Source organism: Pseudomonas sp. VA159-2, from assembly GCF_024126635.1.
Classification (GTDB): domain Bacteria; phylum Pseudomonadota; class Gammaproteobacteria; order Pseudomonadales; family Pseudomonadaceae; genus Aquipseudomonas; species Aquipseudomonas muyukensis.
Genome location: NZ_JAMYBV010000003.1, coordinates 124346 through 145456 on the forward strand (window position 1 = coordinate 124346; position 21111 = coordinate 145456).

At 64.5% G+C, this 21111-nt stretch carries 23 protein-coding genes and 1 pseudogene; 15 read left to right on the plus strand and 9 right to left on the minus strand.

Going from position 1 to position 21111, the window contains the following annotated elements; genetic code table 11:
* The first annotated feature begins 100 nt into the window (after window positions 1–100).
* Window positions 101–997: a LysR family transcriptional regulator gene (locus tag NJG22_RS04185; protein WP_253092812.1), complete on the plus strand. Its 897-nt coding sequence runs from the start codon at window positions 101–103 to the stop codon at window positions 995–997.
* Here NJG22_RS04185 and NJG22_RS04190 read toward each other — a convergent pair.
* Window positions 994–1317, minus strand: a complete 324-nt coding sequence (locus tag NJG22_RS04190; protein ID WP_217851545.1) for a DUF883 family protein — start codon at window positions 1315–1317, stop codon at window positions 994–996. The two genes, NJG22_RS04185 and NJG22_RS04190, sit on opposite strands and share 4 nt — an antisense overlap.
* A gap of 150 nt (window positions 1318–1467) precedes the next feature.
* Between NJG22_RS04190 and NJG22_RS04195 the strand changes: the two genes are divergently transcribed.
* Window positions 1468–1683: a dodecin gene (locus NJG22_RS04195; RefSeq protein ID WP_042121737.1), complete on the plus strand. Its 216-nt coding sequence runs from the start codon at window positions 1468–1470 to the stop codon at window positions 1681–1683.
* Window positions 1684–1780: 97 nt separating this feature from the next.
* Window positions 1781–2002 (plus strand): DUF1161 domain-containing protein, encoded by a 222-nt coding sequence (locus tag NJG22_RS04200; protein ID WP_217851543.1) that lies wholly within the window; start codon window positions 1781–1783, stop codon window positions 2000–2002.
* Between the two features lie 64 nt (window positions 2003–2066).
* Here the strand turns inward: NJG22_RS04200 and NJG22_RS04205 are convergent, their stop codons facing one another.
* Entirely contained in the window at window positions 2067–3071 is a 1005-nt protein-coding gene (locus NJG22_RS04205) for an LLM class flavin-dependent oxidoreductase (protein WP_253092814.1), read from the minus strand.
* 154 nt (window positions 3072–3225) lie between these two features.
* Here NJG22_RS04205 and NJG22_RS04210 point away from each other — a divergent pair, with 154 nt between their 5' ends.
* Together NJG22_RS04210 and NJG22_RS04215 are read left to right on the plus strand one after the other, a co-directional pair.
* Complete coding sequence (locus tag NJG22_RS04210; protein WP_253092816.1) at window positions 3226–3651, plus strand: OsmC family protein; 426 nt, start codon at window positions 3226–3228, stop codon at window positions 3649–3651.
* A gap of 75 nt (window positions 3652–3726) precedes the next feature.
* Window positions 3727–3960, plus strand: coding sequence for a DUF1161 domain-containing protein (locus tag NJG22_RS04215; protein WP_253092818.1), 234 nt, complete (start codon window positions 3727–3729; stop codon window positions 3958–3960).
* A gap of 81 nt (window positions 3961–4041) precedes the next feature.
* Here the strand turns inward: NJG22_RS04215 and NJG22_RS04220 are convergent, their stop codons facing one another.
* Both NJG22_RS04220 and NJG22_RS04225 read right to left on the minus strand, forming a co-directional pair.
* A complete protein-coding gene (locus NJG22_RS04220; RefSeq protein ID WP_253092820.1) occupies window positions 4042–4455 on the minus strand; it encodes a DUF2057 domain-containing protein in 414 nt (137 codons plus the stop codon).
* 55 nt (window positions 4456–4510) lie between these two features.
* Window positions 4511–4924 (minus strand): hypothetical protein, encoded by a 414-nt coding sequence (locus tag NJG22_RS04225; protein ID WP_253092822.1) that lies wholly within the window; start codon window positions 4922–4924, stop codon window positions 4511–4513.
* An 88-nt stretch (window positions 4925–5012) separates the two neighbouring features.
* On the opposite strand from NJG22_RS04225, the gene NJG22_RS04230 reads away from it, so the two are divergent.
* A complete protein-coding gene (locus NJG22_RS04230; protein WP_253092824.1) occupies window positions 5013–6086 on the plus strand; it encodes an aminopeptidase in 1074 nt (357 codons plus the stop codon).
* Window positions 6087–6128: 42 nt separating this feature from the next.
* Here NJG22_RS04230 and NJG22_RS04235 read toward each other — a convergent pair whose 3' ends face one another.
* Both NJG22_RS04235 and NJG22_RS04240 read right to left on the minus strand, forming a co-directional pair.
* Window positions 6129–6776 (minus strand): HAD family hydrolase, encoded by a 648-nt coding sequence (locus NJG22_RS04235; RefSeq protein ID WP_253092826.1) that lies wholly within the window; start codon window positions 6774–6776, stop codon window positions 6129–6131.
* Between the two features lie 75 nt (window positions 6777–6851).
* Window positions 6852–7394: a gamma carbonic anhydrase family protein gene (locus NJG22_RS04240; RefSeq protein WP_134689074.1), complete on the minus strand. Its 543-nt coding sequence runs from the start codon at window positions 7392–7394 to the stop codon at window positions 6852–6854.
* 66 nt (window positions 7395–7460) lie between these two features.
* On the opposite strand from NJG22_RS04240, the gene prlC reads away from it, so the two are divergent.
* The 4 genes from prlC to NJG22_RS04260 all read left to right on the plus strand — a co-directional run bounded on the left by prlC (window position 7461) and on the right by NJG22_RS04260 (window position 13094).
* Window positions 7461–9548: an oligopeptidase A gene (gene prlC, locus NJG22_RS04245; protein WP_253092827.1), complete on the plus strand. Its 2088-nt coding sequence runs from the start codon at window positions 7461–7463 to the stop codon at window positions 9546–9548.
* A complete protein-coding gene (locus NJG22_RS04250; RefSeq protein ID WP_217851525.1) occupies window positions 9545–9826 on the plus strand; it encodes a YheV family putative zinc ribbon protein in 282 nt (93 codons plus the stop codon). Before prlC ends, NJG22_RS04250 begins: the two co-directional genes overlap by 4 nt.
* Before the next feature lie 132 nt (window positions 9827–9958).
* The gene (locus NJG22_RS04255; protein WP_253092829.1) at window positions 9959–11968 is read left to right on the plus strand and encodes a M3 family metallopeptidase; all 2010 of its coding nucleotides are present in this window, start codon (window positions 9959–9961) and stop codon (window positions 11966–11968) included.
* A 67-nt stretch (window positions 11969–12035) separates the two neighbouring features.
* The gene (locus tag NJG22_RS04260; protein WP_253092831.1) at window positions 12036–13094 is read left to right on the plus strand and encodes a PA0069 family radical SAM protein; all 1059 of its coding nucleotides are present in this window, start codon (window positions 12036–12038) and stop codon (window positions 13092–13094) included.
* Between the two features lie 47 nt (window positions 13095–13141).
* Here NJG22_RS04260 and NJG22_RS24545 read toward each other — a convergent pair whose 3' ends face one another.
* Both NJG22_RS24545 and NJG22_RS04265 read right to left on the minus strand, forming a co-directional pair.
* Window positions 13142–13273 (minus strand): hypothetical protein, encoded by a 132-nt coding sequence (locus tag NJG22_RS24545; RefSeq protein WP_290444525.1) that lies wholly within the window; start codon window positions 13271–13273, stop codon window positions 13142–13144.
* A 52-nt stretch (window positions 13274–13325) separates the two neighbouring features.
* Window positions 13326–13688 (minus strand): annotated as a pseudogene (locus NJG22_RS04265) (ABC transporter transmembrane domain-containing protein); the annotation flags it as partial.
* A gap of 496 nt (window positions 13689–14184) precedes the next feature.
* On the opposite strand from NJG22_RS04265, the gene NJG22_RS04270 reads away from it, so the two are divergent.
* Window positions 14185–14904 (plus strand): carbonic anhydrase, encoded by a 720-nt coding sequence (locus NJG22_RS04270; protein ID WP_253092833.1) that lies wholly within the window; start codon window positions 14185–14187, stop codon window positions 14902–14904.
* A 189-nt stretch (window positions 14905–15093) separates the two neighbouring features.
* Window positions 15094–16629 (plus strand): SulP family inorganic anion transporter, encoded by a 1536-nt coding sequence (locus NJG22_RS04275; protein ID WP_253092836.1) that lies wholly within the window; start codon window positions 15094–15096, stop codon window positions 16627–16629.
* A 122-nt stretch (window positions 16630–16751) separates the two neighbouring features.
* Here NJG22_RS04275 and NJG22_RS04280 read toward each other — a convergent pair whose 3' ends face one another.
* Window positions 16752–17393, minus strand: coding sequence for a hypothetical protein (locus NJG22_RS04280; RefSeq protein WP_217851517.1), 642 nt, complete (start codon window positions 17391–17393; stop codon window positions 16752–16754).
* 381 nt (window positions 17394–17774) lie between these two features.
* On the opposite strand from NJG22_RS04280, the gene coxB reads away from it, so the two are divergent.
* From coxB to NJG22_RS04295, 3 genes are read left to right on the plus strand one after another with little or no spacing between them, the layout of a single operon-like run.
* A complete protein-coding gene (coxB, locus tag NJG22_RS04285; protein ID WP_253092837.1) occupies window positions 17775–18902 on the plus strand; it encodes a cytochrome c oxidase subunit II in 1128 nt (375 codons plus the stop codon).
* Window positions 18903–18945: 43 nt separating this feature from the next.
* Window positions 18946–20535: a cytochrome c oxidase subunit I gene (gene ctaD, locus NJG22_RS04290; RefSeq protein WP_217851513.1), complete on the plus strand. Its 1590-nt coding sequence runs from the start codon at window positions 18946–18948 to the stop codon at window positions 20533–20535.
* A 10-nt stretch (window positions 20536–20545) separates the two neighbouring features.
* The gene (locus tag NJG22_RS04295) at window positions 20546–21097 is read left to right on the plus strand and encodes a cytochrome c oxidase assembly protein (protein ID WP_253092839.1); all 552 of its coding nucleotides are present in this window, start codon (window positions 20546–20548) and stop codon (window positions 21095–21097) included.
* Window positions 21098–21111: the final 14 nt, after the last annotated feature.

Consider the following 21111-nt stretch of genomic DNA (forward strand, 5'->3'; position numbering starts at 1 on the left):
AAGGGGCTGAGGCTGATCAATGAGGTCTACTCTAACCAGCGCACGCCCGGCTGAAAACCGATAAGATTGCGCAAACCTGTCAGGAAAACTCACAAGTCAAATGGCTCAGGATCTCCCGCCCCTCAACGCCCTGCGCGCCTTCGAGGCCACGGCTCGACTCAACAGTGTCAGCCAGGCCGCCGAAGCGCTTCACGTGACCCATGGTGCGGTCAGTCGGCAGCTCAAGGTGCTCGAGGAGCATTTGGGGGTGGTGCTTTTCGTCAAGGAAGGACGCGGCATCAAACTCACAGCTGCCGGCGTGCGCCTGCGCGATGCCAGCTTCGAGGCGTTCGACCGCTTGCGCGGCGCCTGCGCCGAGTTGGCCCGCGATGCCGACGAAGCACCGTTCGTGCTGGGCTGCTCCGGCAGCCTGCTGGCGCGTTGGTTCATCCCCCGGCTTGGGCGGCTGAAGGCCGACTTGCCGGAACTGCGCCTGCACCTGTCCGCCGGTGAAGGCGACCTCGACCCACGGCGCCCAGGGCTGGATGCGCTGCTGGTGTACGCCGAGCCGCCCTGGCCTGCGGACATGCAGGTGCATGTGCTTGCCGAAGAACGCATTGGCCCGGTACTGAGCCCCCTGTGGGAAAGCTTCGATCGTTTGAAGGCCGCGCCAGCCGTGGCTTTGCAACGATTCGCGGTATTGCACACCACGTCCCGTCCACAAGCCTGGCCAACCTGGGCGCGCCAGCATGGCCTGGCCGCCGAGGGCCTGCAGTACGGCCAGGCCTTCGAGCACTTGTACTACCTGCTGGAGGCCGCAGTGGCGGGGTTGGGGGTGGCCATCGCGCCGCAACCGCTGGTGGCGGATGACCTCAAGGCCGGGCGGCTGGTCGCGCCCTGGGGCTTTTCCCCGACCCAGGCGGCCCTGGCGCTCTGGGTACCCCGGCGCGCTGCGGACGGGCGCGCCGAGCAACTGGCGCATTGGCTGCGCCAGGAACTACAGCGCCAGGCCGGTTAGTTGCGCCGGCACATCAGGTAGGCGGCCAGCAGGCCAAGGGCGCCCACCGCCACGCCGGCGGTGGTCCAGGGGTGTTCCTGGGCATAGTCGCGGGTGGCGATGCCGGTCTGGCGGGTGCGGGTCTTGACCTCGTCATAGGCATCGCTGAGCAGGCTGCGCGAGTGCTTGAGGGCGTTCTCGGCATTGCCGCGCAGCGCCTTCATGGTCTTGTGGGACTCTTCCGAGGCATCGTGCTTGAGGTGCTCCAGGGCCTTGAGCAGGCTCTCGATCTCGGCTTCCATGCTTTCCAGCGACGCTTTGCGCAGCGAGTTGTGGGCCATGGTGACTCTCCTTCGCGGTAGTGGGCTGTACTGGTTGCGACTGCGCGGCGGGGCGAAAGTGCGATCGAACTTTCCCCTGCGACGATGGCTCGCAGGTAAACCAGGCCTGTGCTGCTAGGCTCAACTGACACCCACTCAAGGAGAGCGCTCATGTCGGATCACCATACCTACAAGAAGATCGAACTGGTCGGCTCCTCGCCCACCAGCATCGAGGACGCGATCAACAATGCCCTGGCCGAGGCGGGCAAGAGCATCAAGCACCTGGAATGGTTCGAGGTGGTCGATACCCGCGGGCATATCCGCGACAACAAGGCCGCGCATTTCCAGGTGACGCTGAAGGTCGGCTTCCGTATCGCCAACAGCTGAAACAAGGCTAGGCTTGCCCGGCATGATCGGGTAATAAGATCCCAGGGCGCGTGCTTCGCGCCCTTTTCGTCTTTGATCAGTACAAGGAAAGCGATCGATGAACAAACTGATTCTGGCCGTGGGCCTGATGGTATTGGCCGGTGGTGCAATGGCGGCAGGCAAGCCCTGCGAGGAGCTCAAGGCGGAGATCGCCGCCAAGCTCGATGCCAAGGGCGTGCAGGGTTATTCGCTGGAGATCGTCAAGAAGGGCGAGCCGGCCGGCAAGGTGATCGGCAGTTGCGAGGGCGGCACCAAGGAAATCGTCTACCGCCGCGGTTGACTGCCGGCGTCTTCGCCGGCTCCTACAGGTTAGGTATAGGAGCCGGCCTTGCCGGCGAAGGGCCTCACGCGGCCTGCAATGCCTGCGCCATCAGCTCATAGGACTTGATCCGGTCCGCATGCTCGTACAAGTCGCTGGTGAAGATCAGCTCGTCCGCGCCGGTCTGTTCCAGCAGCACCTCCACCTTGGCCCGTACTTTCTGCGGGCTGCCGATCATCGCCAGGCCCAGGAAGCTGCTTACCGCCTCGCGCTCATGGGGCAGCCACAGCCCGTTCATGCTTTCAACCGGCGGGCGCTGCATCAAGCTCTGACCGCGAATCAGCGCGAGAATGCGCTGGTACACCGAGGTGGCCAGGTACTCCGCCTTCTCGTCAGTTTCGGCCACCACCATCGGGATACCCAGCATCACGTAGGGTTTGTCCAGCGTCGTCGATGGCTTGAAGTGGTCGCGGTAGATGCGGATCGCCTCGTGCATGTAGCGCGGCGCGAAGTGCGAGGCGAAGGCATAGGGCATGCCGCGCATGCCGGCCAGCTGGGCGCTGAACAGGCTGGAGCCGAGCAGCCACAGGGGTACCTCGGTGTCATGGCCGGGCACGGCGATGACCTTCTGATCGTCGGTGCGCGGGCCCAGGTAGCGCGCCAGCTCCTCGACGTCGTCGGGGAAATCGTCGGCGCTGCCGGAACGCTCGCGGCGCAGGGCGCGGGCGGTCATCTGGTCGGAACCCGGGGCGCGGCCCAGGCCCAGGTCGATGCGACCGGGGTACAGGCTGGCCAGGGTGCCGAACTGCTCGGCCACCACCAACGGCGCGTGGTTGGGCAGCATCACCCCGCCGGAGCCCAGGCGAATGGTCGAGGTGCCGCCCGCCAGATAGCCGATCAGCACGGCGGTGGCCGAGCTGGCGATGCCGTCCATGTTGTGGTGCTCGGCCACCCAGAAGCGGTTGTAGCCGAAGCGCTCGACGTGTTGCGCCAGGTCCAGCGAGTTGCGCAGCGCTTGCGCCGGGCCGCCGTCGGCGCGCACGGGCACCAAATCGAGGGTGGAAATCTTCAGGTCTCGCAGGTGGGTCATCGGAGCCTCCGCTACAGGTGGTTGGCCAAGGGCCTTCTGGACTCTGTATGGGCACATTCGGCGGATTCAATGCCTGGTCATGGATTGATCTGAACTTGGCGTGGGCCCTGTCCTCAGAAACTTACATACCAAAACCCTGTGACCAGGAGGCAGCATGAAAAAGTCGGCATCGGCGGTCTGGCAAGGTGGCCTGAAGGATGGCAAGGGCCAGATATCCACTGAAAGCGGCGCGCTCAAGCAGGCGCCCTATGGCTTCAACACCCGCTTCGAGGGCAGCCCCGGGACCAATCCGGAGGAGCTGATCGGCGCCGCCCACGCCGGGTGCTTCTCCATGGCGCTGGCGATGATGCTCGGTGAGGCGGGCTTCACCGCGGAGCGTATCGATACCCACGCCGAGGTAAGCCTGGACAAGCAGGCCGATGGCTTTGCCATCACGGCGGTGCACCTGACCCTCAAGGCCAGCGTGCCGGGCGCCAGCGAGGCGCAGTTCCAGGAAATCGCCCACAAGGCCAAGGCCGGTTGCCCGGTGTCCAAGGTGCTCAACGCGACCATCAGCCTGGAGGCGACGCTACTGCCGTAGGCGGCGCAACGGCGGCCGATTGCTGTAGTCTAATCTGCGTCGGCAGCCCGCCTGCCTTACCAGGAGCCGTTCCCCATGATTCGCGTAACCCTCGTCGTGCTGGCCTCCCTGCTGGCAACGGCGGCACTGGCCGCGCCCAAGCCGTGCGAAGAATTGAAGGCCGAGATCGAGGCGAAGATCCAGGCGCGCGGGGTCAGCTCCTACACGCTGGAAATCGTGCCCAACGCCGAGGTCAGCGACCCCAACATGATCGTGGGCAGTTGCGAGGGCGGGACGAAGAAAATCATCTACCAAAAGAACGATCGATAGCCCCGGCACGCTTCTACCTGTAGGCGCCAGCCTGGCTGGCGAACCAGGCGCCGCAGTATCTGGCGCAGGCTACGGCGGCTTTCAAGGAATGCAGAACACGTTGCTAGGCTCGTTCACCACCACCTTGCGCTTGCCGTCGTACAGCAGCACTTGCGGCTGCATCGCTGGCGCCCGGGCCTCCAGGCGGTAACGCTCGCCAGCCTTGAAATCATTGAAGCGCACGGTGAGGTAGCAGGTGCGTTCGGTCGGGTCGGTGCTGAAACCGCCGGCATAGATCTCGTAGTCGAAACGCACCACCAGCTCATGCTTGCCCGGCGTCACCTGGAAATAGCGACCATCGTCCAGGCGCTGGCCGTCGAGGCGGTCGGCCATCAGGGTGCGGCCGGGGGTGATGGTGTACATATCGATCCAGGCCTTGCCGGGGTCGGCGGGAGGCAAGGGGCTGGCGCAAGCCCCCAGGGCACTGAGGGCCATCAGCATCATGGGCTGGCGCATGGCGAAACTCCCGCTCGCGGTTCACAGGCTACAAGCATAGCGCCGTTCGCGGCGTTCAGGTGCGTTGGCAGCCTGCCGGTTCGCCCTGGCCGACCAGCTTCTGCTGCTGGTCGTACAGCTTGATCCATGGGCGAAAACCGATGCTGCCGGCCTGCATCTGATAACGCTGTCCGGCGCTGAAGCCCTTGTAGCTGAGGTTGAGCTGGCAGTCGCGCCACAAGGGCTGCGCGACCGGGCCGATATTGCTCGGGGCCACGGGGAACTGGTAGCGCACGGTCAGTTCGTGATTGCCGGGCTGCACTTCGAAATAGCGGGTATCGGCCCAGGCGCGTTCGTCGACCTGGACGGCGTGCAGCGAATCGTTGTCGCCGGGGGCGAGGTCGACCCAGGCCTGGTTCGGATCGGGGTCGGGCAAGGTGGCACAACCGGACAGCAGCATGAGTGTGCCGACGGCAAACAGAGTACGCATGGCAAAGCTCCCCCTGGGCAAGATAGTCTTGGTCGCATTCGGCCGACGAGCGAGATAGACAGCCTCGATGTTTGGACTTTTTCTTTTCATGCGCTGCAGCCGTCGGGCTCTGGACCGCGTTTTCACCGGCTTGGTTCCCGTTGCCCTGGGCGTCCTGCTGAGCGGTTGCTCCAGCCTGGCTTACTACGGCCAGCTGGCCGAGGGGCAGTGGCAACTGCTGCGGGCCCGGCAGCCGGTGGACAAGGTGATCGCCGACCCGGCCACCGGCCCGCTGCTGCGCCAGCACCTGCAAGTGGCGCAACAGGCCCGGGTATTTGCCAGCGAGCAGCTCAAGCTGCCGGACAACCGCAGCTATCGGCTATACGCCGACCTGGGCCGGCCCTATGTGGTGTGGAACCTGTTCGCCACCCCGGAGCTTTCGCTGCAACCGGTGACCCACTGCTTCCCGATTGCCGGTTGCGTGGCCTACCGCGGCTATTACCAGCAGGGGGCGGCCCGCGGCGCGGCGGCGTTGCTGCGGGCGGACGGGCTGGATGTCTACGTCGGCGGCGTCGAGGCCTATTCCACCCTGGGCTGGTTCGACGACCCGATCCTGTCGAGCATGGTCGGCTGGGGCGACGAGCGCCTGGCCACGGTGATCTTCCACGAGCTGGCGCACCAGCGGTTCTATGTGCAGGACGATACCGCGTTCAACGAGTCGTTCGCCTCCTTCGTCGAGCAGGAGGGTACGCGGCAATGGCGGGCCGCGCGTGGCCTGGCAGCGACCGAGGCCGGCAGCGGCGCGCAGCGCGAGCAGTTCATTCGCCTGGTATTGGCCAGCCGCGAGCGCTTGCAGGCGATCTATGCCGGGCCGTTGGATGATCCGGGCAAGCGGCTGGCCAAGCAGGCGGAGTTCGAGCGGTTGCGCCGGGAATACCGCGAGGTGCGGGATCGGGATTGGGCCGGGGATCGGCGCTTCGATGCCTGGATCTATGGGCCGATGAACAATGCCAAGTTGTTGCCGTTTGGGCTTTATGATCAGTGGGTTCCGGCGTTTTCCCAGCTGTTCAAGGATGTTGGTGAAGATTGGCTGCGGTTTTACCAGCGAGTCGAAGAATTGGGGCGGATGCCCATTGATAGGCGCAAGGCGCAGTTGCAGCGTCTGATGCCATCGCCGGGCTAGTCGCAGCGGTGAACTGGCGCTGCGACTTACCCCGCGAAGAGCTCAGCGCATAAAGGCCTGGTGCAATTCAGCCAGCGTCTCGAAATGGAACGCTGGCGTCTCGGCCTGCAGTTCTTCCCGGCTGCCGAACCCATAGCCCACCGCCACCGCCTGCAAGCCATTGCTGCGTGCGCCGATCAGGTCATGCTTGCGGTCGCCGATCATCAAGCTCTGTGCCGGGTCCAGCCCTTCCTCGTCCAGCAGGTGGCGGATCAGCTCGACCTTGTTGGTGCGGGTACCGTCCAGCTCGCTGCCGTAGATCACCTTGAAGTGATGGTCGAAGGCGAAGTGCCGGGCGATCTCGCGGGCGTATTGCCACGGTTTGGAGGTGGCGATGTACAGCGTGCGACCTTGGTCGCTGAGGGCCTGCAGCAGCTCGGGCACGCCGTCGAACAGCAGGTTTTCGTACAGCCCGGTGACCTTGAAACGCTCGCGATAGAGGTTCAACGCTTCCCACGCCTTGGCCTGGTCGAAGCCGTAGAACTGCATGAAGGCCTGCAGCAGTGGCGGGCCGATGAAGTGTTCGAGGCGGGTGAGGTCCGGTTCGTCGATGCCCAGCTTGGCCAGGGCGTACTGGATCGAGCGGGTGATGCCCTCGCGGGGGTCGGTCAGGGTGCCGTCGAGGTCGAAGAGGATGTTTTGCTGGTGCATGGTGGTCTCTGTATCGGTTGGCCTTCGTGCAGGCAATGGCTTTGCCCTGCTCCTGCAACGAGGTATACGCGGGCGTTACTGGTCGTAGCCTTCGGCCAGGTGCTGGTCCTTGAGCTTGACGTAGTTGCCGGCGCTGTAGGCGAAGAACGCGTGCTCCTGCTCGCTCAGCAGGCGCACCTGCTTCACTGGGCTGCCCATGTACAGGTAGCCACTGACCAGGCGCTTGCCCGGCGGCACCAGGCTGCCGGCACCGATGATCACCTCGTCTTCGACGATGGCGCCGTCCATGACCGTGCTGCCCATGCCAACCAGGATGCGGTTGCCCAGGGTACAGCCATGCAGCATGACTTTGTGACCGATGGTCACTTCGTCGCCGATGATCAGCGGGAAACCGTCGGGATTGAACGGCCCGGCATGGGTGATGTGCAGCACGCTGCCATCCTGCACACTGGTGCGCGCGCCGATGCGGATGCGGTGCATGTCGCCGCGCACCACCGTCAGCGGCCACACCGAACTGTCTTCGCCGAGCTCGACATCGCCGATGACCACTGCCGAACGGTCGACGAAGGCGCGCGGTCCAACTTTTGGCGTGTGGGCCTGGAACGTGCGGATGGCCATGATAGTGTTCCTCTGCAATGCCGATAGGCGGGCTGCCTGCTGCGGTCGGCGTCGATTGTAATTAAGATGGTCCTGTGTTTCTCCTGCCAAGGTACCCGAACCGTGAGTACGAACAACCCGCTGCTGCAGTCCCATGATCTGCCGCCCTTCTCGGCCATTCGCCCCGAGCATGTGCTGCCGGCGATCGAGCAGATCCTCGCCGACAACCGCAAGGCTATCGCCGAGATCCTCGAACAGCAGGGCAAGAACCCGACCTGGGCCGGCCTGGTGCTGGCCATGGACGAACTGAACGACCGCCTGGGCGCCGCCTGGAGCCCGGTCAGCCACCTCAACGCGGTGTGCAACAGCCCGGCGCTGCGCGAGGCCTATGAAGCGTGCCTGCCGGCCCTGAGCGCCTATTCCACCGAACTGGGGCAGAATCGTGCCCTGTTCGAAGCCTACCAGGCCCTGGCCGCCAGCCCCGAAGCCGCAGGCTTCGACGTGGCGCAAAAGACCATCCTCGATCACGCCCTGCGCGACTTCCGCCTGTCGGGCATCGACCTGCCGGCCGAGCAGCAGCAGCGCTATGCCGAAGTGCAGAGCAAGCTCAGCGAACTGGGCAGCCGTTTCTCCAACCAGCTGCTCGACGCCACCCAGGCCTGGACCAAGCACGTCACCGACGAAGCCGCGCTGGCCGGCCTGACCGACTCGGCCAAGGCGCAGATGGCCGCCGCGGCCCAGGCCAAGGGCCTCGACGGCTGGCTGATCACCCTGGAATTCCCCAGCTACTACGCGGTGATGACCTACGCCAGCGACCGCGCCCTGCGCGAAGAACTGTACGCCGCCTACTGCACCCGCGCCTCCGACCAGGGCCCGAACGCCGGCCAGTTCGACAACGGCCCGGTGATGGAAGAGATCCTCGACCTGCGCCAGGAGTTGGCCAAGCTGCTGGGCTACCCGAACTTCGCCGAACTGAGCCTGGCCACCAAGATGGCCGAATCCAGCGACCAGGTGCTGAGCTTCCTGCGTGACCTGGCCAAGCGTTCCAAGCCGTTTGCCGCCCAGGACCTGGAGCAGCTCAAGGCCTATGCCGCCGAACAGGGCACCGCCGAGCTGGCCAGCTGGGACGCCGGCTACTTCGGCGAGAAGCTGCGCGAGCAACGCTACAGCGTGTCGCAGGAAGCGCTGCGCGCCTACTTCCCGATCGACAAGGTGCTGGGCGGCCTGTTCAGCATCGTGCAGCGCCTGTACGGCATCGAGATCGCCGAGCTCAAGGGCTTCGACAGCTGGCATCCGGACGTGCGCCTGTTCGAGATCAAGGAAAACGGCCAGCATGTCGGGCGCTTCTTCTTCGACCTCTACGCCCGTGCCAACAAGCGCGGCGGCGCCTGGATGGATGGCGCCCGCGACCGTCGTCGCACCGCCGCGGGCGCGCTGCAGAGCCCGGTGGCCAACCTGGTGTGCAACTTCACCCCGGCCGCGCCTGGCAAGCCAGCGCTGCTCACCCACGACGAAGTCACCACCCTGTTCCACGAGTTCGGCCATGGCCTGCACCACCTGCTGACCCGCATCGAGCATGCCGGCGTGTCCGGTATCAACGGCGTGGCCTGGGACGCGGTGGAACTGCCGAGCCAGTTCATGGAGAACTGGTGCTGGGAGCCTGAAGGCCTGGCGCTGATCTCCGGCCACTTCGAGACCGGCGCGCCACTGCCCCAGGACCTGCTGGACAAGATGCTGGCGGCGAAGAACTTCCAGTCCGGCATGATGATGGTGCGCCAGCTGGAGTTCTCGCTGTTCGACTTCGAGCTGCACGCCACCCACGGCGATGGCCGCGGCGTGCTGCAAGTGCTCGAGGGCGTACGCGACGAAGTCTCGGTGATGCGCCCGCCGGCCTACAACCGCTTCCCCAACAGCTTCGCGCACATCTTCGCCGGCGGTTACGCGGCGGGCTACTACAGCTACAAATGGGCCGAAGTGCTGTCAGCCGACGCCTTCTCGCGCTTCGAGGAAGAAGGCGTGCTCAATGCCGAAACCGGTCGCGCGTTCCGCGAGGCCATCCTGGCCCGTGGCGGCTCCCGCGAGCCGATGGTGCTGTTCGTCGACTTCCGTGGCCGTGAGCCTTCCATCGATGCATTGTTGCGCCACAGCGGCCTCAGCGAGGACGCCGCGGCATGAGCGAGGTAGCCGTGAGCAAGAGCAAGCGCCGCTTCATCGCCGGGGCGGTATGCCCGGCGTGCAGCGAGATGGACAAGCTGATGATGTGGAACGAGGACGGCGTGCCGCACCGCGAGTGCGTGGCCTGCGGGTTCACCGACACCCTCAACGAACAGGGGCTGTCGGTGCCTTCGGAGCTGGGCACGCGGGTCAACCACCTGGCGCCGAAGGCGGCGCCGGCCAAGGTGCAGACCGTGCAGTTCTTCCCCAATCCGAAGCTGAAGAAACCGGCCGAGTAAGGCCGTCATGCGGTCCGGGCGTGATGCCCGGGCCGCCTGTTTTTCGCGGTACCGGGTAGTAGGTGTGCAACGCACCCGACGCCAGGTGGCCATCCATGCTCGCCAGACCTTCAACTGAGCGAGATGGTCCCCATGTCTTCCGTCAACCCCCTCCTGCAACCCAGCGCCACGCCTGTCGACTACGCCGCGGTGACCCTGGTCAACGCCCGCGAGGCGTTTGCCCATGCCCTCACGGCCCATCGCGATGGCATTGCCCGGATCATCGAGCAGCAACGTGAACTGCCGACCTGGGATGACCTGGTCCTGGCAATAGATGAGCTGGATGCACAGCTCAATGCCGTCCTATTGGCGGCTTCGCCCCTCACCTACAAAGGCGAGGATTGGACGAACCTGATCAACGATTTTTATCGGCAATTGCTTAGCCGTTTCGATGAAAAACTGGCCAGTTCAGTGTTACGAGGCCTGTACCACAAGCTGGCAGTGCGCATGGGCATGAACCTCGATGCCCATGAGCGTGCCACCTTGCAGTGGTACCGCGATGCCTTCGTCAGGCACGGCGCGCAGCTGGATGAGGCAGGCAAGGCGGAGCTTGCGCAGATCAACGAAAAAATCCAGGAGCTCGCCGGTATGTTTGGCGAAAACATGCAGCTGCCAGGCACTCAAGTCAGCGATCCCGCCTTGCTGGCAGGGCTGCCCGAGGGGATGCGCGCAGCCCTGGCGGCGCAGGCCAGGCTCCAAGGCAAGTCGGGTTGGCTGATTGGCGCCGATGTCAGCTCGACCCACGCGGTGCTCGATCAGGCCGCCGACCGCAGCCTGCGCGAGGCGGTCTATCGTCGCCACCATCAGCGTGGCGTCAGCAGCGATGCGCAGCAGGACAATGGCACCCACCTGGTCAACCTGGCCCTGCAGCGTGAAAAGAAGGCGCGCTTGCTGGGCTTTGCCGACTACCCGGCGCTGAGCTTGCGCGCCAAGAGCGCCGGTAACCTGGAGCAGGTGCGGCGCTTCCTGCATGACTTGGCGGCGCGCATGAAACCGCTGATGATCAAGCGGCGCGAGGCATTGCAGGGGCAGGCACGCCAGCATGGGCTCGGCACCCTGCAACCTTGGGATCGGCGTTATGTGCAAACCCTCGAACGCCAGGCCAGCCAGTTGCTCACCCAGGATGCCGTCCGAGAGTTCTTCCCATTGCCGAAAGTGATCGACGCGCTGGTCGAGCTGGTGCAGAAGCTGTTCGGGCTGCGGCTGGTCGCCGAAGCAACGCCCGGCACCCTGGCGGTATGGCACCCAAGCGTCAGAGCATTCGAAGTGTGGCTCGAGCATGCCTTGGTGGGTTACTGCTACATCGATGCCGAGCAGTACCCGGGCAAACAACCTGACCTGGTCGAGACACGCTACATCTGTAACCGCAGAGTGGATGCCGAGGGGCGCTTTCACCCTGGCGTGGTGATGATTTTCGCCGATGTTCCACAGGGTAGCCCTGCGCTACTGGACCATACCAGCCTGCTCAAACTGTTCCATGAGTTCGGGCATGCCGTGCATCATCTGCTGGTACGCACCACCACTCACGTGGCGTCGGGTGTGACCAACCTGGGCGCGGACGGGGTCGAGGTGTTCAGCAAGCTGTTCGAGCGCTGGGCCTGGGATGCGGACTACCTGGCGGGGATCTCGGCGCACAAGGATGATGGTCGGGCAATCGAGCGCGAGCCGTTGCAGGCCTTTTTGCTCAGCCTGCGGGGCGCGGCTTTCGACCAGGCCGCCAGCGATATTGCCCTGGGCTTGTTCGACCTTGACCTGCACGCCACGCCCAGTGACGGTAGAAGCCTGCGTCAACGTCTGGACGAGGCGCGTGGGCAATGTGGCTACTGGCCGCTGGAGGAACATGAGCATCCGGCGCATGCCTTCGACCATCTATTGGGCTACTACGCTGCCGGGTACTACGCCTATATCTGGTCGGACGTGCAGGCTTTCGACCTGTTCACCCGGTTCCAGCGCGATGGCCTGCTGGATCGGGCCAGCGGTGCGGCCTTGCAAGTGGCGCTACTCGACAGCGGTGCTGCCCGCCCGCTGCAAGAAGGCCTGCGCGCGTTCCTGGGCCGCGAGCCGAACGCTGATGCCTTCCTCGCCTGGCATGGCCTGAGCTGACCGAAGGCGCTGGCCGTTTGCTTGAACCCCTTGTACTGTATAAAAACACAGTACAAGGGGGCCGCTCATGATTCCGCCAGCACCGCAACGAGGCCGTGGCACGGTTCACAACCCGCACAACCGCTTCGCCCCACGCCTGTCGGTGGTGGAGGACGACGGGTGGCACCAGGAGGTTCCGTCCACCCAAGGCACCGAAGTGCGAGTCGAAGCGGCCAGGACCATCATCAGCCGCAACACCTCGCCCGACCTGCCTTTCGACCGTGCCATCAATCCCTATCGTGGCTGCGAGCATGGTTGCATCTACTGCTACGCCCGCCCCAGCCATGCCTATTGGGACCTCTCCCCCGGCCTGGATTTCGAGACCAAGCTGATCGCCAAGACCAACGCCGCCGAGGTGCTCGAGCAACAGCTGAGCAAGCCGGGCTATGTCTGTGCGCCGATCAACCTGGGTTCCAACACCGACCCTTACCAGCCCATCGAGCGCGACCAGCAGCTGACCCGGCGCCTGCTGGAGGTGCTGCTGCGCTACCGCCACCCGGTGACCATCGTCACCAAGGGCTCGCTGGTGCTGCGCGACCTCGACCTGCTGGCCGAACTGGCCAGCCAACGCCTGGCGCGGGTGATGATCAGCCTGACTACTCTCGACGACGAACTCAAGCGCACCCTGGAGCCACGGGCAGCGGCGCCCAAGGCGCGACTGCGGGCGATCCGCGTGCTACGTGAGGCCGGGGTGCCGGTGGGCGTGCTGTGTTCGCCAATGATTCCGATGATCAACGACAGCGAGCTGGAGCATCTGTTGGAGGCGGCGAAGGAGGCCGGCGCGCAGAGCGCGGCGTACATGATGCTGCGCTTGCCGCTGGAGGTGGCACCGTTGTTCGAGCAGTGGCTGCACGATCACTACCCGCAGCGGGCCGCGCATGTGCTGAGCCTGATCCGGCAGAGCCGGGGCGGCGAGCTGTATGACAGCCGGTTTGGGGCGCGAATGCGCGGCGAAGGGGTCTTTGCCGAGCTGCTGGCGCAGCGCTTTCGCAAGGCGGCCAGGCGGCTGGGGTTCGAAGGACGGGACGGGTTGGCGCTGGACTGCAGCGCCTTCTGCCCGCCAGGCGGGCAGATGGCGTTGTTTTGATCAGGATGCCGGTACCTGGAGGCTCGCAAGCCTCCAGGTACCGGGCGTCAGCGCCAGTTGGCGGCCAGTACCGGCTGCAAGGCCTGCGCCTGCGCCGCGTCAAAGCTGCTGGTGGTCGCGCCGGGCGGCGCGAACGCCGCCATGGCTTGGACCAGCTGCTCGACATTGCGGTCCGACAAGTGCTGGCCGTTACCCGCCACGATATCGCGGACCCGCGCAGGCGCGCTGGCGTACCAGGAACGCCTGGTTCTCGGCGCCACGGTTGAAGCTGTCCTGCAGGCGCTGGCGCAGCACCGGTGTGATCAGGAGCGAAACCAGCGCGTAGAGCGGCAGCGAAGCCACCACCACCAAGGTCAGCCAGCCGCTGTAGTAGAACATCACGGCGATGAACACCACCGAGAACAACACTTCCATCACCAAGGTGATGGCGTTGCCGGTGAGGAAGTTGCGGATGTTCTCCAGCTCGCGCACCCGCGCCACCGAGTCGCCGACCCGGCGGGCCTGGAAGTAGGCCAGCGGCAGGTGGATCAAGTGGTGCAACAGGCGTGAGCCGAGCTTGGATCGGCGAGCAGCGCCGGACAGACACTCAGGCAACTCAGGAAGATGGTGTGGAGCAAGGTGTTGCGAAGGGGCATGACGATCCGTGTCTGGCGCAGATGAAGGACGCGCATCCTATACTGGCGAAATGCTCCAAAGAAATCGGAAGAGCGACATGGATGCCGTCGGAAAGCGCGTCTTAGAGCGGTTTCTTTGTTTTGAGGCGGTGTCGGGAGCGGTCACCAGGTGCCAGTGGCTGTACCTCCGCACCGCGGCAGCATCAGTTCAACTAAAGTAAGCCGGTAATTCAGCTCATGACTCTTGGCAACTGATGCTTTTTTGCTATTATCCAGATCCCGCCAAACCGCTCTAGGACGCCAGTTCCAGAGTGTTCGCAATTAAGTTTCAGTTAAGTTTCCTACGCTAGCGTAAGTCATCAGTCCGCAGTGACTGTGATTATTTACCCGTGCGTGTCATCTAAATCCCCGCGTCACTGCAATCTTTCCCCGGTAACATGGCATTCACTTTCAACAAACCGCCAAGAGGATGAATCATGCCCGTCAAGGACCCCTCCAAGGTCGTCCCGGCTGCGCCCGCCGAAAGCGCCGAAGCCGCCATGAAGCATATCGTCGACGGCTTCCTGCGGTTCCACACCGAAGTCTTCCCCGAGCAGCAGGAGCTGTTCAAGAAGCTGGCCACCGCGCAGAAGCCGCGCGCCATGTTCATCACCTGCGCCGACTCGCGCATCGTCCCCGAGCTGATCACCCAGAGCTCGCCGGGCGATCTGTTCGTCACCCGTAACGTCGGCAACGTCGTACCGCCTTATGGGCAGATGAACGGTGGCGTATCCAGTGCCATCGAATACGCGGTACTAGCCCTGGGCGTGCACCACATCATCATTTGCGGCCACTCCGACTGCGGCGCCATGCGTGCGGTGCTCAACCCGCATTCGCTGGACAAGATGCCGACCGTTGCCGCCTGGCTGCGCCATGCCGAAGTCGCGCGCACGGTGATCGAGGACAACTGCTCCTGCGGCAGCGAGCACGAAAGCATGCAACTGCTGACCAAGGAAAACGTCATCGCCCAGCTGCATCACCTGCGCACCCACCCATCGGTGGCCTCGCGCCTGGCGGCCGGGCAGCTGCATATCCATGGCTGGATCTACGACATCGAAACCAGCCAGATCGAAGCCTACGATGCTGCCAGCGACCGCTTCATGCCGCTGACGGCCGGCGAGTCGATCCCCTCCGCTACTCCGAGAGGCCGCTACTAAGCGGCCCGACCACGCTGCAACAACCTTGATTGCCGGCTGCACCCGATGGGTGCGGCGCGGCCTTCGCCTGCCTTGAACTTCCCTGGACACCTTGCCGGCAAGCGTGCTGGCGGCCCGCGCCTGCGCGCGAGTCAGGGATCCCCGTGCCTGCGGCCAGAGGAATGGCCGTCAACTTGAGAAAGGAGCGTCATGGTGAACAAGACACAGATCAAAGCGGCATTGCCGCGCGAATTGCTGGCCTCGGTGGTGGTGTTCCTGGTCGCCCTGCCCTTGTGCATGGGCATCGCCATCGCCTCCGGCATGCCGCCGGCCAAGGGCCTGATTACTGGCATCATCGGCGGTATCGTGGTGGGCTTCCTGGCGGGCTCGCCGCTGCAGGTCAGCGGCCCGGCCGCGGGCCTGGCGGTGCTGGTGTTCGAGCTGGTGCGCCAGCACGGCGTGGCCATGCTCGGGCCGATCCTGCTGCTGGCCGGCCTGTTGCAACTGCTGGCCGGGCGCCTGCGCCTGGGATGCTGGTTCCGGGTGACGGCACCGGCGGTGGTGTACGGCATGCTCGCCGGTATCGGCGTGCTGATCGTGCTGTCCCAGGTGCATGTGATGTTCGACTCGGCGCCGCAACCTTCAGGTGTGGATAACCTGCTGGGTTTCCCTGCGACACTGGCTGCGGCCCTGCCGCTGGAAAGCGCGGGCAATGGCTGGCAGGCCGGCGCCCTGGGCCTGGGTACCATTGCCATCATGTGGGGTTGGGAGCGCTGGCGGCCGCAGCGGTTGCGGTGCGTGCCGGGGGCCTTGCTCGGGGTGGCGGCAATGACGGCCATCAGCCTGTGGCTGGCGCTGCCGGTCAACCGCGTGCAAGTGCCGGCCGACTTGTCCGAGGCCATCGACTGGTTGCGCCCGGACGACCTGCTGGCGCTGGCCGACCCGAGCCTGCTGGTGGCCGCTTTCGCCCTGGCCTTCATCGCCAGCGCCGAAACCCTGTTGTCGGCGGCGGCGGTGGACCGCATGCACAGTGGCCAACGTTCGGACTTCGACCGCGAGCTGTCGGCACAGGGCATCGGCAACATGCTGTGCGGCGTGCTCGGTGCGCTGCCGATGACCGGGGTGATCGTGCGCAGCTCGGCCAATGTGCAGGCCGGCGCACAGACCCGCGCCTCGGCGATCCTGCATGGCCTGTGGCTGCTGGCGTTCGTGGTGGTGCTGGGCAGCTTGCTGCAGCAGATTCCGGTGGCCAGCCTGGCCGGCGTGCTGGTCTATACCGGCGTGAAGCTGGTCGACTTCAAGGCGTTCCGGGGGTTGGGCCGATATGGACGGATGCCGATGTTCACCTATGCGGCGACGGCGCTGGCGATCATCTTCACCGACCTGCTGAGCGGTGTGCTGCTGGGCTTTGCCCTCACCTTGCTGAAACTGGCGTTGAAGGCGGCGCGGTTGAAGATTGCCCTGGTGAGCCTGGGCGAGCCGGGGCACATGGAACTGCGCCTGAGCGGCGCGGCGACTTTTCTCAAGGTGCCGGCGCTGACCCAGGTGCTCGATGACGTGCCACCTGGGACCACGCTGCATGTACCGCTGGGCAACCTGAGCTACATCGACCATGCCTGCCTGGAACTGCTGGAAGACTGGGGGCGCAGCCAGGCGGCCAAGGGCACGCGGCTGGTGCTTGAGCAGCGGCGGTTGAAGCGGCGGGTCGAGGGACGGTTGCGCACGACGGCGGGGGTTGGGGTTTAGCCTGACGCATTGTCGGGGCCGCTTTGCGGCCCTTTCGCGACACAAGGGAACGCGATCTCTTGTAGGAGCGGCCTTGTGTCGCGAAAGGGCTGCGCAGCAGCCCCGGCGATATCGCAGGTTACTCAGGCCGATTGCCCCAACTCCACACCCAGCTGGCGCGACAGGCACGGCCAGCGCTTCCAGGCCTGGCCAGTGGCCGGGCTCGACAGCTTGTCGCGGTAGGCCTCCACCGACTCCACGGCAAAGCTCTCCTCGCTGAGCATTTCGTCCACCGAGTGATGCACCACCTCATCTAGCTGGTTGGCGAAGGTCTCGCCGATCAGCTGGTGGGCGATCAGGTTGGCGACGGTGGTGTCCACCGGGATCAACGGCTGCTTCAGGTGGCGGATATACAGGTCGTTGACCTCCTCCACCAGGCGATGGGCCAGGTAGGCCTCGTCCAGCAGGCAGTCCAGCCCGACCTGGCCGGCCATCACGCTCGGCGGCTGCAGGAAGTAGGCTTCGGCGATCTTCAGCACCGGTTTGATCTGCGACTCGATACCGGCCTCGACTGCCACTGTGTGCGCGGCTTCGAGCAGTTCCGGTACCTCGTTGATATAGGCGCCGACGAAGCGCGCCAAGGTACCCTGTGCGTCCTGCTGGGGTAGCTGAATCGAAGGATGCAAATGCGGCAGTTGCTGTTCGAGGCGTTGCTTCAATTGGCCGGTCTGGCGTTCGTGTTGATGGGCATTTTCGATCTGCTCGCGTACAGCAGCGATGTTCATGACAACTCCAGGGACAAGGCGTTACAAACGGAAGACACTAAGTTAGCTTGCTTACGAGAATGGCTAAGACGCATTTGTTATATCACTGAGACACGTGTAGGAAATTCGCTATATCACTATGCCATCATTGTGCCAGAGCCCAGTATTCATGGGGCTTTCAGCGCAAACGTTTGGTTTCATGAAGTTGATTTCATGCCCTGCGTTGCGCGCCATTGGTCGGTGGCTATACTCCCGGTGAAACGTGATTCGTTGATGAGGCCCGACTGCCTTTAGCAGGGGGCTCGGTCGTCGAAGCCAGGCAGTCTTGGCCGCCGTTCCCCCCTTTGTCGTAGCAGGTCGTCCACGCCTCCGGGACTACAAGAACGATAAGGGGAACCCGCAATGATGCGACATCCACATGTCTGGATGGGCCTGTTGCTGTGGTCGGTATTCGGACAGGCACACGCCGCATGGACGGTGAACATGGCCCCCGGGGCGACGGACGTCTCCCACGCCGTGTTCGACCTGCACATGACCATCTTCTGGATCTGCGTGATCATCGGCATCGTGGTGTTCGGCGCGATGTTCTGGTCGATGGTCATCCATCGCCGCTCCACCGGCCAGCAACCGGCGCACTTCCACGAGCATACCTGGGTCGAGATCCTCTGGACCGTGGTGCCCTTCCTGATCCTCGTGGCCATGGCCATCCCGGCAACCAAGACCCTGATCGACATCTACGACGCCAGCGAGTCGGACATCGATATCCAGGTCACCGGCTACCAGTGGAAGTGGCACTACAAGTACCTGGGCCAGGACGTCGAATTCTTCAGCAACCTGGCTACCCCCGCCGATCAAATTCACAACAAGGCGCCCAAGGATGAGCACTACCTGCTCGAAGTGGACCAGCCGCTGGTATTGCCGGTGGGGGCCAAGGTGCGCTTTTTGGTGACCGCCGCCGACGTGATCCACTCCTGGTGGGTGCCGGCCTTCGCGGTCAAGCGTGATGCCATCCCAGGCTTCGTCAACGAGGCCTGGACGCGTATCGAGAAGCCCGGCATCTACCGCGGCCAGTGCACCGAACTGTGCGGCAAGGACCACGGCTTCATGCCGGTGGTGGTCGAGGTCAAGTCCAAGGCCGACTACGACACCTGGCTTGGCGAGCGCAAGGCCGAGGCCGCCAAGCTCAAGGAGCTGACCAGCAAGGAATGGACGCTCGAAGAGCTGGTCGAGCGCGGCGACAAGGTCTACCACACCACCTGCGTGGCCTGTCACCAGGCCGAGGGCCAGGGCCTGCCGCCCATGTTCCCGGCGCTCAAGGGCTCGAAGATCGCCACCGGGCCGAAGGAAGGCCACCTGGGCATCGTCTTCCACGGCAAGCCGGGCACCGCCATGGCCGCCTTCGGCAAGCAGCTCTCGGAAGTCGATATCGCCGCCGTGGTCACCTACGAGCGCAACGCCTGGGGCAACAACAAGGGCGACATGGTCACGCCGAAGGACGTGCTGGCGCTCAAGCAGGCCGAAGGCCAATGAACCGGCTCACTCGCGGCAATCAACGGATTGCAGGAGACAGGACATGAGTGCAGTGATCGACGACCACGCCCCCGGCCATGAGCACGCCCACGGCCCGGCCAAGGGCCTGATGCGCTGGGTGCTGACCACCAACCACAAGGACATCGGCACGATGTACCTGTGGTTCGCCTTCTGTATGTTCCTGCTCGGCGGCTCGTTCGCCATGGTGATACGCGCCGAGCTGTTCCAGCCCGGCTTGCAGATCGTCGAGCCTGCGTTCTTCAACCAGATGACCACCATGCACGGGCTGATCATGGTGTTCGGCGCGGTGATGCCCGCCTTCGTCGGCCTGGCCAACTGGATGATCCCGCTGATGATCGGCGCGCCCGACATGGCCCTGCCGCGGATGAACAACTTCAGCTTCTGGCTGCTGCCGGCGGCGTTCCTGCTGTTGGTCTCGACCCTGTTCAGCCCCGGCGGCGGGCCGAACTTCGGCTGGACCTTCTACGCGCCGCTGTCGACCACCTACGCCCCAGCCAGCGTGACCTTCTTCATCTTCGCCATCCACCTGATGGGCATCAGCTCGATCATGGGCGCGATCAATGTGATCGCCACCATTCTCAACCTGCGCGCCCCGGGCATGACCCTGATGAAGATGCCACTGTTCGTCTGGACCTGGCTGATCACCGCGTTTTTGCTGATCGCAGTGATGCCGGTGCTGGCCGGGGTGGTGACCATGATGCTGATGGACATTCATTTCGGCACCAGTTTCTTCAGTGCCGCCGGCGGCGGCGACCCGGTGTTGTTCCAGCATGTGTTCTGGTTCTTCGGCCACCCCGAGGTGTACATCATGATCCTGCCGGCCTTCGGCGCGGTCAGCTCGATCATCCCGGCGTTCTCGCGCAAGCCGCTGTTCGGCTACACCTCGATGGTCTACGCCACCGGGGCGATCGCCTTCCTGTCGTTCATCGTCTGGGCCCACCACATGTTCGTGGTCGGCATTCCGGTGGTCGGCGAGCTGTTCTTCATGTACGCCACCATGTTGATTGCGGTGCCCACCGGGGTGAAGGTGTTCAACTGGGTCAGCACCATGTGGGAAGGCTCGCTGACCTTCGAAGCGCCAATGCTGTTCGCCATCGCCTTCGTCATCCTGTTCACCATCGGCGGCTTCTCAGGGCTGATGCTGGCCATTGCCCCGGCCGACTTCCAGTACCACGACACCTACTTCGTGGTGGCGCACTTCCACTATGTGCTGGTGCCCGGAGCGATCTTCGGCATCTTTGCCTCGGCCTACTACTGGCTGCCCAAGTGGACCGGGCACATGTACGACGAAACCCTGGCCAAGCTGCACTTCTGGCTGTCGTTCGTCGGCATGAACCTGGCCTTCTTCCCCATGCACTTCGTCGGCCTGGCCGGCATGCCGCGGCGTATCCCCGACTACAACCTGCAGTTCGCCGACTTCAACATGGTCTCGTCGATCGGCGCGTTCATCTTCGGGGCCACGCAGGTGTTCTTCCTGTTCATCGTCATCAAGTGCATCCGTGGTGGCGCGCCGGCCCCGGCCAAGCCCTGGGATGGCGCCGAGGGCCTGGAATGGTCGGTGCCCTCGCCGGCGCCCTACCACACCTTCCAGACCCCGCCGGACGTGAAGTAGGAGCCTGCCCATGGACGGCCTGTCGCTCAGACGCCTGGTCACCCGCCTGCTGATGCTGACGGTGGTGATGTTCGCCTTCGGTTTTGCCCTGGTGCCGATCTACGACGTGATGTGCAAGGCCTTCGGCATCAACGGCAAGACCGGCGGGCAGTACGCCGGCAGCCAGGTCAGCGACCCGTCGCGCTCGGTGCGGGTGCAGTTCATGTCGACCAACGCCGGCGACATGAGCTGGGAGTTCCATTCCACCGCCGACCAGCTCGAGGTCAACCCCGGGGGGGTCAACCAGATGATCTTCATCGCCCGCAACCCCACCGACAAACCCATGAGTGCCCAGGCCATCCCCAGCATCACCCCGGCCGAGGCGGCGGCGTACTTCCACAAGACCGAGTGCTTCTGCTTCACCCAGCAGGTGCTGCAGCCCGGCGAGCGCATCGAGATGCCGGTGCGCTTCATCGTCGACCGCGACCTGCCGGACGCGGTGAAACATCTGACACTGGCCTACACCTTGTTCGACATCACCGCTCGCCACCCCCCGGTCGCCGCGACCGCGGGCGCCCGTTGAGGGAAGGAGATCCG